This is a genomic window from Prevotella sp. oral taxon 317 str. F0108 (assembly GCF_000162415.1).
GTDB lineage: Bacteria > Bacteroidota > Bacteroidia > Bacteroidales > Bacteroidaceae > Prevotella > Prevotella conceptionensis.
Genome location: NZ_GG740078.1, coordinates 70,591 through 85,090, shown reverse-complemented (window position 1 = coordinate 85,090; position 14,500 = coordinate 70,591). Strand labels below are relative to the sequence as shown.

The following is a 14,500-nucleotide window of genomic DNA, read 5'->3' as shown; positions in this document are numbered from 1 at the left end:
TTATAAACTCATCAACTCATAGACTCATCAACTCACAATGCTTAAATTGTTTCTTTTGTTTTTACAAAACTACTCTAATTTCAGCTCCGTTCTAGCGAAAATTAAGCCCTAAAAGCAGGCAAATAGCCACTATTTTGAGCCTTACGCCTTTCGTTTTCTGTCCATTTTTAAGACCATTACCTGCGTTTTGCACCATTTTGCCTTTCTATTTTGGTTGCCAACTCGTATTTTTCAACCCCCAAATACCCACTTTTTATCCCTAAAATCCTACTTTTTAACGACTATTTTGCCCTTTCCGGCCATGTGTTTCATGGTTCTAAAAAGGTTTGTTTATACGATTGCTGTGGATGTTTATGCTTTTCATCTTGCATTTAGCACCATTTTGCACTGCGTTTTGCACCATTTTACCTTGCGTTTTGCACCATTTTACCTTGCGTTTAGCACCATTTTACCTTGCGTTTAGCATCAAAACGCACTGCGTTTTGCACCATATTGCGCTGCGTTTTGCACCATATTGCCCTATATTTTGCTGCAAATAGCCCCAAAACGGGTGCAAATGACGGTTGTTTTAAATAAAAATTCATTTTGCCTGCATCGCATGTTGACCCCTTTTTGCCTCAAAACAAACCTTCGCGAGAATCGATTTTTTGCGGCCTGGTTGGAGTTTGGTGGATAAAAAGGCAGCCATAATGTTAAAATCTTTGCCGAAAAACGGACAAAAAGTGGTGAGTTGGCAAGTTGACGAGTAGAGGGGTTTACAAGTTGGCGGTATGCCGAAGTGGACTGTTCTGTTTCTCCACATGTGATAAGAAATGTTGTTAAACGTTTGGAAGATTACGCTTTTTTTACGAAATTTGCCACCATCTGTGCGCCACTCCGATGGGAAGTACGCTTTATGCCCGGCACATGTCGCGGCACGATAGGAAGTCGGACTGATGGGGCAAGCGCATCGATACAATCTAAAATAAGCTTTTCATGCGATAAACATACACCATGTTAGAAATAGATAACCTATCGTTTACATATCAGAAATCGGGGAATGTCATCTTCAGCAACTTCTCCACGCGTTTTTCACCAGGCCATATCTACGGCTTGTTAGGCCCCAATGGCGCAGGTAAAACCACCTTGCTCTACCTTATGTCGGGCTTGTTGAGGCCCGACGAGGGACAAGTTACGTTCAACGACATCAACGTGAGGTTGCGAAAACCATCAACCACTGCCGACATCTTCATCGTTCCCGACGAGTACGAGCTGCCGCGCGTGTCGCTGTCAGAGTATATTCGCGTTAACAGCGTGTTCTATCCGCGTTTCTCTCACGACGATTTGCGACGTTATCTGGATGTGTTCGGCATGACTGAAGACACGCACCTAGGAAACCTTTCGTTGGGGCAAGGCAAGAAGGTGTTCATGAGTTTTGCTATGGCAACGCACACGCGCGTGCTGTTGATGGACGAACCCACCAATGGGTTGGACATTCCGGGGAAGGCGCAGTTTAGAAAATTCCTTACCGAAGGGCGCACGCCTGAGAGCATTTTCGTGGTTTCTACACACCAAGTGAAAGACATTGAACAGGTGCTAGACCACATTGTGATGTTCGACAACAGCCAAATATTGGCCAATGCCGACATGAAGAGCATCTTCCCCGATGGAAAGATAGACCTTGAACGCTATTTTAACGAGCGCATTAACCAACAAACAGCCGAATAAGGAGGAGTAATAGATGAACGACAACTTTAACGCGTCGCGCTTTTGGGCCTATCTCAATAAACTGCTGGTAGAACGTTGGCGCACCAACCTTTTGCGCGTGGCTATCCTTTTTGGCTGCATGGTGATAATAGAACTGTGGATAGCCTCGGTGTCGTACGATAGGGATGAAACGTCTTACGATAGGGCGGTGGGGCTTCTTTTTCCCATTTTCTCGCTTATCCTGCTGGTTTCCGGTTGCTTTTTTGCCTCCGAAATACTCAGTGGGGCACGTCGTAAAGCCGAACGTATTGGGGCGTTGACCTTTCCTGTAACGCCTTTTGAAAACTGGCTTGCCCGCTGGACAATCTCCATACCGCTTTATTTGGTGTGTTTCTTAGTGTGCATGTACGTGGCCGATGGCCTTCGCGTGGCGTTTTTCTCGGCCATATATCCCAAAACGCCCATTGAGTTTATCTCCATTTGGAGGAGAGAAGACTATGACGGGGAGGTGTTTCTCAATGCTTGGCTCATGTACTTTTGGTGTACTGCCGTTTACGCCTTGGGCAGCATTCTCTTTGTAAAGCGCTCCATACTAAAAACCACGCTAACCCTTTTCATCCTCTTTTGGATTACGGCCTTCGTGGTGCTTGGTCTCGTGATGGTTTCTAGCGGCAACTATGATAATATCTTTGAAAGCGTGCTAGTAGCCTATGGCTGGGTTTCTGTTCCGTTTCTTTGGTGGCTTTCTTATAGTTGTTTTAAAGAGATGGAGGTGGTAGACGGTTTCTCGTTCAACGGGTCTAAGGCTTGGGTGGTGGGCTATTGTATGGTGTCGGTATTGTTCATAAGCATTTGGTCAATGTTTGATAAGTCGGCATTAGATGCCGTGGGACAGCACTCAGTAGACGAAACGGCCATCTTCTTAGAACGAACCGTCGAGAAACCAATTGCTCCCATAGCGGTGGTTCAGTTTGAAGACTCGTCTAGTACAGACTTGGCAGAGGAATATAACCTTACTCTCGCAGTGGAAGTGAACTATGTTAGCGATGCGTCTAAGTGTTCGGTTATTTATCCGGAGCAGGTTATACAAGTGAGGCAGCAGGGCGACACCTTATATTATACGTACAACCCCGAGCTGTATAAGCGCGATAGGGAGGATATGTACTTTGTAAATGGGATTGACGGCATGGCCGATGCTAGTTCTGCCTGCTACGAAGGGAAGATTGCCTACCAAATAAAGGGAGCCGACGGAAAGGTGCGAACGGCTGTTGACAAGCATTATGATGATGCGAATAAGGTGCGAATTGTGATAAACACGCTGCCAGGGAACCTTGCGGTTAGGCAAACAAGTAGACAAAGCACCTTGATTGGCGCAGGTAAAACCAAAGGCGTTAGTGTTGAAGGTGGATTTAGTTTGGAACTAGACTCTTTGTCGCACATCGATGCTTTGTCGGTGGTGGGTATGCGAGTCTTTAAGGTAGGAACTGCACAGGTAAACCGTCTGGTTGTTACGCTTAGAAAAAATGAGGATGATGAAGGGGAAATGGAAACCCGGTTCAACACCGATTATCCCGCGGTGATAAACCACGTGGTGGTAAAGGGGGCTGGCAAACTGAGCGGGTTGAGCAAGATGGCGTGCAAGCGCATTGAGTTGTTGCCCGATACGGTTGGAAGTATTACGTTGGAAGTGAAGGACGTAAAACGCAAGATGGTGTTAGAATAGCATGAAAACCATGCGCGGATAACCCGCCAAACTGCAGTCCAACCGCAACGAATGGTGGTAGAATGGCGTGACGACCATGCGCGGAAAGCCTCTGCGCCAGTGATGAACGCGCCCATTTTGCATGCAAGGTGGATATGCTTTTGCCGTGCAACGTAGGGTAATTAACCACTCGTGGCAGCATAGTAGCCTTGTTTCGAGGTGGAACAACGTGCAAGCGCATGTGGGGATGCACGTTCGTAACCGCTTGTCGTGGGCAATATTACTTCACGTGTTGTTGCCGAACACTCCCCTCCATACTCTCAAAAAATACAGAAAAACAATGAGCAGCATGAACGATAATTTCAGCTTTAACCGCTTTTGGGCCTACTTTACTAAACTGCTGGTAGAACGCTGGCAGACCAACAAGATGCGCCTGGCCATACTCTTTGGGAGCATAGCCATGATAGAGTTGTGGATAGCTTTTGCTACATATAGCAGAAACTCGTCTAGTACCGATAAGGCAGTGGATATTCTTCTTGTTGTTTTTGTCATCGTCCTTTTCATATTGGGGGCTATGTCGGCATCCGAAATGCTGAGTGGTGCGCAACGAAAAGCTGAACGGATAAGCGCGCTGACGTTCCCTGTGACACCTTTTGAGAACTGGCTTGCACGTTGGATAATCTGCCTTCCCCTCTTCTTGGTGTGCTTCTTGGTATGTTTGTATTTGGCAGATGGCCTTCGTGTGCTCCTTGTCGGGATGCTATACCCCCAAATAGAACTCAAATTCATACCGCTGTGGGGCGACTCAGAGTCGACTTGTGACTTTGCAGCTGCTATTTGGTTGAGTTATTTTGCGTGTACGGCCATTTATTCCTTGGGTAGCGTTTTCTTTGTTAAGCGCGCCTTGCTTAAAACCACGCTTTCCCTCTTCTTACTTTATTGGATTGTGGGCTTTCTGCCCTTTTTCTTTATCTTCAAGCATTCACTACTTACAAGTTCATACGGCGAGGCGATTTTAATTTGGTATTCTTGGCTTTCAGTCTTATTTGTTTGGTGGCTGTCTTACCTGTGTTTCAAGGATATGGAGGTGGTAGATAGTGCAGCTCTCACACGTACGAAGCTCTGGGTGGTGGGTTATTTTGTCTTAACCTTTCTGCTTTTATGTGCCGGGGCACTGATCCCCTTTTCGCAAAACGATAAGGCGACGGACATTGTTGAGGATAGAATATTTGTTTATTTGGACCGAACAACCGAAAAACGCATTGCTCCGGTGTCGATAATCATGTATGATGCGACAAACAGAGCAGATAAAAACATTGGCGGTTCCCTTCGCCTGGCGGTGGAGGTCAATGTCGTTAGTGATGTTTCGCAGTGTTCTGTTATTTATCCTGAGCAGTTAATAACAGTGAAACAAAGGGGAGACACCTTATATTACGCGCTTTCCGACTCGTTAGAAGATGATGATTTCTCTCGTCTAGAATGTTTAAATGGTCCTGACGGTGATGCTAATTCTAGGGAGGCTGGCGATATAGGCCAGATGCCATACCTTATTAAAGGGGCTGATGGAAAGGTGCGTACAGCCATAGACCAGAATTACACCAACGACAAGAAGGTGCGAATAATAGTGAATACCTTGCCTGGAACATTGTGGGTTAAGCAATGGGGTCGTCAAAGAACATTGTTGGGTGCAGGAGATATGAAAAATGTGACGGTGGAAGGTGGCGAAGAATTGATACTAACTTCAAAGGTAAGGGTAGACAACTTGACGGTAAAGGGTAAGTCTTCGATCGATATTGGTGATGCCTACATCAATAAGATGGTGCTGAAATCCATTGGCGACGATGAATACAACAGGCCTATGAATGTCAATTTGAAAGCAGGCAATAAGGGGTTGGTAAACCTCATGGTGATAAATAGTTCGGCAAGTGTGGATGGTTTGACTGATGTTCGTTGCAAACGTATCGAACTAACACCCGCAAAAGACAGAAAAATGAATGTAGAAATTAGAGGTATATGGCACAAAACGGTGATACAAGGTAATGAGTGATGTTGTTAGAAATATCTTTGTAGGGCACTTGCAAACTGTTTGAACAAGCCTTTTAGGGGAGCTGCCTGTCGCCATGCAGCGGGCAAGCATGTTGTGTTTGCCTGCTTTCTGCATGTCTTCGTGGGCTGGAATTTTGCCTTGATGTATGTCGGCTCGTTACAAAAAACAACGGCCAACGGTTGTGTGGGTGCTGTTAATTGATTACCTTTGTACTTCACGAAACGAAAAATCGAGACCCTCTCCCAATGCCTTTAATCGTGGAACGGCAATAGGCGGGGGTGGCGAAAACAAAATTAAAACATGAAGAATTTAGATTGGGCAGGTTTGAATTTTGGCTATATTCCAACCGACTACAACGTGCGGTGCTATTACCGCGATGGGAAATGGGGCGAGATAGAGACCTGTTCTGACGAGTATTTGAAGCTACACATGGCAGCAACGTGCTTGCATTACGGACAAGAAGCCTTTGAAGGGTTGAAGGCTTACCGCTGTCCCGACGGCAAAGTGCGCGTGTTCAGAATGGGCGAGAATGCTGTTCGTTTGCAAGAAACATGTAAAGGCATCATGATGCCCACGGTTCCAACAGCCCTTTTCGAAGAGATGGTAACCAAGGTGATACGCCTTAACCAAGACTATATCCCCACTTACGAGAGTAAGGCCGCGCTATACATCCGCCCCTTACTCATCGGCACCAGTGCCCAAGTGGGCGTTAAGCCGGCTGAAGAATACCTCTTCCTGATCTTCGTAACACCCGTTGGCCCTTACTTTAAGGGTGGTTTTTCAACCAATCCCTATGTCATCATACGTAGTTTCGACCGTTCGGCACCTCTCGGAACGGGCATGTACAAGGTTGGGGGCAACTATGCGGCCTCACTTCGTGCCAACGCCTTGGCTCACGAGAAAGGTTATGCCAGCGAGTTTTACCTCGATGCGAAAGAGAAGAAGTATGTTGACGAATGTGGGGCAGCCAACTTTTTCGCCATTAAAGGCAATAAGTATGTTACCCCTAAATCAACATCCATCTTGCCAAGCATTACCAACGACAGCTTGATGCAGTTGGCGCGCGATTTGGGAATGGAGGTAGAACGTAGGCCCATTCCCGAAGAAGAGTTGTCTACCTTCGAAGAGGCTGGGGCGTGCGGAACGGCTGCCGTAATCAGTCCTATCTCCTATCTCGACGACATGGAGACGGGTCAACGCTACACATTTAGTGCCGATGGTAAGCCTGGGCCTGTGTCTACGCGACTTTACAACCTACTGCGCAACATACAATATGGTATCGAAGAAGATAAGCACGGGTGGACAACGGTTGTGATAGAGTAGTGACAGGCATTGCAGGAAAGAAACAAACGAAGGTAAAAAAGAGATAAAATAAAGCTGACAGGTTCAGTATCAAGGCATATTTTGAGCGTGCTTGGAAGTGTGTTCGTTGCGCAACGATACGCTTTCAAGCTATGTCGCAACTGCGTTAAACCCATTTCACCCAATCAGTATGAGCAAAGGAAAACTAGAAAAATTCGCCGAAATGGAAACGTTTAGCAACGTTTTCCAATATCCCTATTCAGTAATAGAGAGCACGCCCTTCGCCATGCGTGGGCAATGGCGGTGCGATTACTTCCATAACGACAACCCCATTGTGCTTGAATTGGGTTGCGGAAAGGGCGAATATACCGTAGAATTGGCCAAACTATACCCCGAAATCAACTTTATTGGGGTGGACATAAAGGGTGCTCGGATGTGGAAAGGCGCAAAAATGGCGTTGGAACAGGGGTTGAAAAATGTGGCTTTCTTGCGTACCAACATCGAGATTATCGACCGTTTCTTTGCTCCCGACGAGGTGCAGGAGCTGTGGTTGACGTTTAGCGACCCACAGATGAAGAATGTTCACAAGCGACTTACGAGCACTTTCTTCCTCGAACGCTATCGCCGTTTTTTGGAAAACAATGGCGTGGTGCACCTCAAAACCGATTCGAATTTCCTTTTTACCTATACCACGCACGTGGTTTCGGCCAACAAACTCAACCTGTTGTTTCGCACCGAAGACCTCTATAACACGCCTGGCATCGACGAACAGACGGCAAAAATCCTGTCTATCCAAACCTATTACGAGAGTATGTGGATAGAACGGGGACTCAACATCAGGTATATGAAGTTTGAATTGCCCCACGAAGGCACGCTGATTGAGCCCGATGTGGAAATTCCTCTCGACGAATATCGCAGCTATCATCGCAACAAACGAAGTTCGCTTGATGCTCGGAAATAAATAAGGCCTTCCCCTTAGGCCTGCTCTAAGATGGAGCGAGTGTGGGAAAACAACCCGACTTCATCTCTTTTCTGGGGTGGAATGAGTTTGAAATAAAGCCTCACCCCCAGCCCCTCTCCAAGGGGAGAGGGGAGTGATATGCTTTGCCGTTGTATCGCATTTTGGCATAAACCACGCTTTTACAAGTTTGTTTTCAACCTCCTTTTATGGACATTGCACCAACATATAGCTGTTTTTAGTGCCTTTCTCCGTATTCTTTTTTGCCTTTTCTTACGCGTTGTTTGAATCAACAAACACCCCCTAATTCCTTAGGTATGTCCTCTAAAAAATGTGCTTTTCAGTCATTTTTATCCTCTAATAAGTGTAGCGATTGGCCATTTCTGTCCGCTAAAAAGTGTGAAGTCGTTTTCTTTATGCCAAGAGAACAGCATTGTTCTGGTGTATGGTAGACGATAAAGAGAACATGTGATGTGGGCTAATGGTTATGCTATTCTGGTCTATCTCATTCCATCGGCTTATCTGAACACCCTTTTGTTCACTTCTCGTGTGTGCATTCCTCCGTATTACGAAGTGCTGTTGAATTGGCAAGCCAAGCCTTAAAACCGCATAAAATATCGCGGAATATGTAGTTGAGAATGCATTATTTTCACTACCTTTGCATGATAACAAGACTGGAAACGCGAACAAAAACGGCACAAGACCGACCAAATTATACAAAGTACATACGGACTTATACAAAGAACATAGACAAAAACAAGAACATTATGAAAGATTTAAAAGGAACAAAAACAGAGAAAAACCTGCAAGAGGCATTTGCAGGCGAGTGTATGGCACGCACCAAGTACACCTTCTTCGCATCGAAAGCAAAGAAAGATGGGTTCGAACAGATTGCGGCCATCTTCGAAGAGACGGCTCACAACGAGAAAGAACATGCCGAGTTGTGGTATAAGTACCTGCATGGCGGCGAGATTGGCAACACCAGCGAGAACCTGAAGATTGCCGCCGAAGGCGAAAACTACGAGTGGACCGACATGTACGACCGTATGGCGAAGGAGGCCGAGGAAGAAGGTTTCAAGGAATTGGCTGTTAAGTTTAGAAAGGTTGGCGAGATTGAAAAGACCCACGAGGCACGTTATCGCAAGCTGTTGAAGAACATTGAGGACGCATTGGTGTTCTCGCGCGACGGCGATTGCATCTGGGTTTGCCGCAACTGCGGACATGTGGTAGTTGGAAAGAAAGCTCCGCAGGTGTGTCCCGTTTGCTTGCATCCCCAAGCTTTCTTCGAATTGAAGCCCGAAAACTTCTAAAACTGAAAAGGCTTTTAAAGGTGAAAGGGTGAAAAAGTGAGAGGGTGAAAAGATAGCTGCGCCTTTTAAAGGTGAAAGGGTGAAAGGGTGACAAAGTGAAAAGATGGCTTCGTCTTTTAAAGGTGAAAGAGTGAAAAGGTGAAAAGATGGCTGCGCCTTTTAAAGGTGAAAAGATGAAAAAGTGAAAAGATGGCTGCGCCTAGTACTTGTTGACTCGTCAGCTCGTCAACTTGTTAATCAATACAGCTATTGGTTTAACTCCATCGCTCTTTAACAGATCAAAGAGGCACCTTAACCCCTTAGAGAAACCTCTTTCCCTACACTAAATTTTACTAAAAACGCTGTCCAACTTTACGCGGACAGCGTTTTTTTGTATCTTTGCACACATGAACGAATACGCAAACATCATCGCCACGAGCCTTGAACTAAACCAAACCAAAGTGGCAAACACCCTCGCACTGCTCGACGAGGGCTGCACCATCCCGTTTATCAGCCGTTATCGTAAAGAGAAAACAGGCGGACTGGATGAGGTGCAGATTGCCAATATCAGCCAATGGAAAGACAAACTCACCGAACTTACAAAGCGCAAGGAAACCATTTGCAAAACAATTGACGAGCAGGGCAAGCTTACTCCCGAACTGAAAAGTCGTATCGACAACACTTGGGACAGCACCACGCTCGAAGATATATACCTGCCCTATAAGCCCAAACGCCGTACTCGCGCGCAGGTGGCACGCCAACAGGGGCTCGAACCCTTGGCGCAAACCATCTTGTTGCAACGCGAACCCAACCCCCAAAGCGTGGCACGAGCCTACGTTAAGGGCGATGTAAAAGACGTTGAGGCCGCCATTAAGGGCGCACAAGACATTATTGCCGAAACAATTAGCGAGAACGAACAAACCCGACAGCAGGTGCGCAACGCCTTTAAGCGCGAGGCCATCATCTCATCTAAGGTGGTTGCCGCTAAGAAAGACGAGGAAGGGGCGCAGAAATACACCGATTATTTCGACTTTTCTGAGCCACTTCGCCGCTGCAACGGCAATCGCTTGCTGGCCATGAGGCGCGGCGAGAGCGAGGGTTTTCTTCGTGTGAGCATCTCTATAGACGGCGAAGAGACCACCGAACGCCTGCAACGACACTACGTTAGGGGGCGCGGTGCGTGCGCGCAGTTGGTTGAAGAGGCCGTGGCCGATGCCTACAAACGACTGATAGAGCCATCGGTGGAAAACGAATTTGCTGCTGCCAGCAAGGAAAAGGCCGACGAAGAGGCTATTGGCGTGTTTTCGCTCAACCTCCGTCAGCTGCTACTCGCCGCCCCATTGGGTCAAAAACGCGTGATGGGTGTAGACCCTGGCATTCGCACGGGCTGCAAAGTGGTGTGTCTTGATGCGCAGGGCAACTTGCTTTATCATGATGTTGTGTATCCGTTTACGCCGCGCGGCAACGAGCAGGCCGCCAAAACGCAGTTTCAGAAGATTGCCAATCGTTTTAAGGTAGATGCTATCGCTGTGGGCAACGGCACTGCCAGTCGCGAAACGGCCGACATCTTGCGGCAGGCAGGCAATGCAGCCGAGCCGCGAATACCCGTGTATGTGGTGAGCGAAGATGGCGCATCGGTTTATTCGGCATCGAAAACAGCACGCGACGAGTTCCCCGACGAGGATGTTACCGTGCGTGGGGCGGTGTCGATTGGTAGGCGACTGATGGACCCTTTGGCCGAATTGGTGAAGATAGACCCGAAGAGTATCGGTGTTGGGCAATACCAACACGACGTTGATCAGGGCAAGTTGAAGAAAAGTCTAGACACAACGGTGGAGAGTTGCGTTAACCTCGTGGGCGTTAATGTCAATACGGCCAGCGTGCATTTGCTTACTTACATCAGCGGATTAGGCCCTACCTTGGCGAAAAACATTGTGGATTATCGTCGCGATAATGGGGCATTCACCTCGCGTGCGCAACTGAAAAAGGTACCCCGACTTGGTCCTGCGGCCTTCGAACAGTGTGCGGGTTTCTTACGAGTAGACGGTGCGAAGAACCCGTTAGACAACAGTGCAGTGCACCCCGAATGCTATACCGTGGTTGAAAGCATGGCCAAAGATATGGGCTGCTCTGTGGGTCAGCTCATTGGGAACAACGAAAAGATTAGGCAGATCCCGCTAGCCAAGTACGTAACGGCCGAGGTGGGCATGCCAACGCTTAACGATATTGTGGCCGAATTGGAGAAACCGGGGCGCGATCCGCGTGAAGACCTCGAAGAGTTTGCCTTCGACGAGCGCGTGCATACCATTGCCGACCTTGTTCCGGGCATGCTCTTGCCTGGCATAGTTACCAATATCACCAAGTTTGGAGCGTTTGTAGATGTGGGTGTTCATCAAGACGGACTGGTGCATGTGTCGCAATTGGCCAACCGATATGTGGCCGATCCTGCCGAAGTGGTTAAGCTACACCAGCATGTTCAGGTGAAAGTGGTGGAGGTAGACACTAGGCGAAACAGAATTTCTTTAACGATGAAAGGGGTGTGATGTTATGAAACAGCTTTTTATTTTCGCGCTCATGGCGTTGTTCGCGCTTGTTGGTTACGGTCAAGAACGAAAGAGTTTTAAGGGCCATCTCTACAATAGCGAGTACAATGTGTACATGCGCATCAATTTCCACGATAAGGATGTGGTGGCGCGTGGGCAAGAATTATTTGGCAAACTGCCTGGTTATCTTGGGTCGAAGTTCGATACGCGCCTGTGGCTTATCACCGATGTGAAGCTCAATAAGGATAAGGAGGCTAAGCTGTTTATCATCAACGATTATGGCAGTGAAGACTTGGAGGCCAAGTTGGAGAAAGAAAATGATAGCACCTATACGCTCAAGCAGCTGGAAGGAAGTCCTATTAAGATTGTGGTAGACCGCAAGTGGGTGAAGTTGCCCAAGGTGATGCAGTTTAAGGTGAAGAGCTATTAAAGGTGAAAGGGTGAAAAGGTGAAAGGGTGAAAGGGTGAAAAGGTGAAAAAGTGAAAGGGTGAAAAGGTGAAAAAATGGCTAACGCCTTTAAAGGTGTCTAGCGGTTTCTAGGTTTCTAGTTCTTTCTAGCTTTCGGACAAGTCGGACAAGTCGGACAGGTCGGACAGGTCAGACAGGTCGGACAGGTCGGACAGGTCAGACAAGTCAGACTGGTCAGAATTATCCTATTAGCCTAACGCCACCTATACATTTGGCTTAACTCCTTAACTCCATAACTCCTTAACTCCTAATGGTGAAAAATGGTTTACCTTTTTACTAAGACGAATAAAGACATGATTTAATACTATTGAAATGAGAAGGCCGTTGAGAGTGAAGATGATTTTGCCATCTTTGGATGAAGCAAAGAGCCCATATTGGCGCCCTATAAAATATTCGCTGTTTCCTCCAATAGGGTTGGCAACACTAGCAGGATATTTCCACGACGATGATGAAGTTGTGCTTTTAGATCAGCATGTTGAGAAACTAGACCTAACCGATACTCCCGATTTGGTATGTATTCAGGTATATGTTACAAATGCTTATAGGGCTTACGCCATAGCGGATAGTTACAGGAGTCGTGGGGTATATGTCGTTATGGGCGGGTTACATATTACTGCACTTCCCGAAGAGGCGGCCTTGCATGCCGATACCATTATAATAGGTCCTGGCGAAGAGGCATTTCCTAGGTTTATCAATGATTTCAGAAACGGTTGTGCACAAAAGCGATATTCCGCAAAATGGCGTTCTATTGAAGACATTCCTCCCGTTCGTCGCGATCTCATAAAACGAAGTAAGTATTTTGTTCCTAATTCGCTTGTCGTATCAAGGGGATGCCCACATCATTGTGATTTCTGCTATAAGGATGCTTTTTATGAGGGTGGAAAATTCTTTTATACGGCTCGTGTTGATGCGGCTTTGAAAGAAATCGATGCACTTCCAGGCAGACACCTTTATTTTCTAGATGACCATTTGCTTGGCAGTAAAAGGTTTGCTGCCGAACTGTTTGAGGGCATGAAAGGCATGAATCGCGTTTTTCAAAGCGCGGCAACGGTTCAATCTATCCTTGAAGGCGATCTTATAGAGAAGGCTGCCGAAGCAGGAATGCGGAGTGTTTTCATCGGCTTTGAGACATTCTCGCCAGAAAACTTAAAGGCAAGCAACAAATGTCAGAACCTTCAGCGCGATTATAGTGCGGCAGTTCAGCGGCTGCATAGCCTTGGTATCATGATCAATGGTAGTTTTGTGTTCGGATTAGACCACGATGATGCAGATGTCTTTCGCCGTACTGTTGATTGGGGAGTGGATAACGCAATAACAACTGCAACATATCATATCCTAACCCCGTACCCCGGCACGCGACAGTTTCAGCGGATGGAAACTGAAGGAAGAATACTCACCTACGATTGGAGTAAGTATGACACACGCACCGTTGTATATCAAACAAGGGGTCTTACCGCAGAGCAATTGAAAGAAGGCTATGACTGGGCATGTAGGTCATTCTATTCATGGAACAACATCCTTCGTGCGTGTAGTCATGATACGACCCTTACACAGCGAATTACGCACCTTATGTACACAGGAGGCTGGAAGAAATTTGAACAGGTTTGGGGAGCTCTTGTCAGGGTAGGGGGATTGAACAAGGCACTTCCGTTGCTTGAACAATTATTATCACACACCAAGTAAACTATTATATGAAATCGTCTTGCAAGCCCTACAACCGCTCGCGCTAGTGCTTGTAAGTGTACATGTTCCCCCGTTCCGTTGCCCCTGCGTGTGTATATGCGATAATCGTTTTTTTTTTTTGTCTAGTTTTTAGTAGGAAATTTAACATTCTGAGTGCCTTTTTTGTCCACCAATCGCCAACTTGCCGCAAAAAATCGATTCTCGCGAAGGTTGTTTTTGGGGCAAAAAAGGGTTAGTATGTGAATGCGGCAAAATGAATATTTATTTTAAAAGAGTGCTGTTTGTACCAGTTTTTGGACCCTTTTCAGCAAAATAACGTACGTTCTGCTGCTAAATGCACTGCGTTTTGGTGCTAAATGCGGTGCGTTTTGGTGCTAAATGCAGTGCGTTTTGGTGCAAAACGCATGGTAAAATGGTGCTAAATGCAGGGTAAAATGGTGCTAAATGCAAGGTGAAAAGCATAAACATACACTGCTATGGTATAAATAAAACCTCTTAGAACCATGAAACACATGGTTAAAATGGGCAAAATAATCGTTAAAAAGTGGTTTTTTAGGGGCTAAAAGTGGGTTGTTGGGCGCAAAAAATAATGGGCGGGCAGCCAAACTAGAAAGGCTAAATGGTGCAAAATGCAGGTTTTGTTCTTCAAAACAGACAAGACAAGAGGAGTGAAAGGCTGGAAATAGTGGCTATTTACCTACTTTATAACTGATGTTTTCGCTAGAACGGAGCGAAAACTTGAGTGGTTTTGTAAAAGAAAAATAATAATTTAAGCTTTTTGATTTGGTGATTTTCTGAGTTGGAGCTCTTTTGAGTTGATG

General features: G+C 46.5%; 9 protein-coding genes. All 9 read left to right on the top strand.

What is annotated here, in order from left to right; all coding sequences use genetic code 11:
* Nucleotides 1-993: 993 nt before the first annotated feature.
* The 9 genes from HMPREF0670_RS14320 to HMPREF0670_RS14280 all read left to right on the top strand — a co-directional run bounded on the left by HMPREF0670_RS14320 (nucleotide 994) and on the right by HMPREF0670_RS14280 (nucleotide 13,679).
* A complete protein-coding gene (locus HMPREF0670_RS14320; RefSeq protein ID WP_009231864.1) occupies nucleotides 994-1,707 on the top strand; it encodes an ATP-binding cassette domain-containing protein in 714 nt (237 codons plus the stop codon).
* 13 nt (nucleotides 1,708-1,720) lie between these two features.
* Nucleotides 1,721-3,409, top strand: coding sequence for a hypothetical protein (locus HMPREF0670_RS14315; RefSeq protein ID WP_009231863.1), 1,689 nt, complete (start codon nucleotides 1,721-1,723; stop codon nucleotides 3,407-3,409).
* 328 nt (nucleotides 3,410-3,737) lie between these two features.
* Entirely contained in the window at nucleotides 3,738-5,435 is a 1,698-nt protein-coding gene (locus HMPREF0670_RS14310) for a hypothetical protein (protein ID WP_044078397.1), read from the top strand.
* Nucleotides 5,436-5,735: 300 nt separating this feature from the next.
* Nucleotides 5,736-6,758 carry a branched-chain amino acid aminotransferase gene (locus HMPREF0670_RS14305; protein ID WP_009231861.1) on the top strand — a complete coding sequence of 341 codons (1,023 nt, stop codon included), beginning with the start codon at nucleotides 5,736-5,738 and terminating at the stop codon, nucleotides 6,756-6,758.
* Nucleotides 6,759-6,927: 169 nt separating this feature from the next.
* Nucleotides 6,928-7,698 carry a tRNA (guanosine(46)-N7)-methyltransferase TrmB gene (gene trmB / locus HMPREF0670_RS14300; protein WP_009231860.1) on the top strand — a complete coding sequence of 257 codons (771 nt, stop codon included), beginning with the start codon at nucleotides 6,928-6,930 and terminating at the stop codon, nucleotides 7,696-7,698.
* Between the two features lie 764 nt (nucleotides 7,699-8,462).
* On the top strand, nucleotides 8,463-9,005 hold the full coding sequence (gene rbr / locus HMPREF0670_RS14295; RefSeq protein WP_009231859.1) for a rubrerythrin: 543 nt from the start codon (nucleotides 8,463-8,465) through the stop codon (nucleotides 9,003-9,005).
* A gap of 386 nt (nucleotides 9,006-9,391) precedes the next feature.
* Entirely contained in the window at nucleotides 9,392-11,527 is a 2,136-nt protein-coding gene (locus tag HMPREF0670_RS14290; protein WP_044078396.1) for a Tex family protein, read from the top strand.
* A gap of 4 nt (nucleotides 11,528-11,531) precedes the next feature.
* Nucleotides 11,532-11,957, top strand: a complete 426-nt coding sequence (locus HMPREF0670_RS14285) for a hypothetical protein (RefSeq protein WP_009231857.1) — start codon at nucleotides 11,532-11,534, stop codon at nucleotides 11,955-11,957.
* 375 nt (nucleotides 11,958-12,332) lie between these two features.
* Entirely contained in the window at nucleotides 12,333-13,679 is a 1,347-nt protein-coding gene (locus tag HMPREF0670_RS14280; RefSeq protein ID WP_232213941.1) for a B12-binding domain-containing radical SAM protein, read from the top strand.
* The last annotated feature ends 821 nt before the right edge of the window (nucleotides 13,680-14,500 follow it).

What these genes read in the sequence shown, in the direction of transcription:
- HMPREF0670_RS14320 (WP_009231864.1), top strand. Translation starts at nt 994, where the DNA reads ATGTTAGAAATAGATAACCTATCGTTTACATATCAGAAATCGGGGAAT.
- HMPREF0670_RS14315 (WP_009231863.1), top strand. Translation starts at nt 1,721, where the DNA reads ATGAACGACAACTTTAACGCGTCGCGCTTTTGGGCCTATCTCAATAAA.
- HMPREF0670_RS14310 (WP_044078397.1), top strand. Translation starts at nt 3,738, where the DNA reads ATGAACGATAATTTCAGCTTTAACCGCTTTTGGGCCTACTTTACTAAA.
- HMPREF0670_RS14305 (WP_009231861.1), top strand. Translation starts at nt 5,736, where the DNA reads ATGAAGAATTTAGATTGGGCAGGTTTGAATTTTGGCTATATTCCAACC.
- trmB (WP_009231860.1), top strand. Translation starts at nt 6,928, where the DNA reads ATGAGCAAAGGAAAACTAGAAAAATTCGCCGAAATGGAAACGTTTAGC.
- rbr (WP_009231859.1), top strand. Translation starts at nt 8,463, where the DNA reads ATGAAAGATTTAAAAGGAACAAAAACAGAGAAAAACCTGCAAGAGGCA.
- HMPREF0670_RS14290 (WP_044078396.1), top strand. Translation starts at nt 9,392, where the DNA reads ATGAACGAATACGCAAACATCATCGCCACGAGCCTTGAACTAAACCAA.
- HMPREF0670_RS14285 (WP_009231857.1), top strand. Translation starts at nt 11,532, where the DNA reads ATGAAACAGCTTTTTATTTTCGCGCTCATGGCGTTGTTCGCGCTTGTT.
- HMPREF0670_RS14280 (WP_232213941.1), top strand. Translation starts at nt 12,333, where the DNA reads ATGATTTTGCCATCTTTGGATGAAGCAAAGAGCCCATATTGGCGCCCT.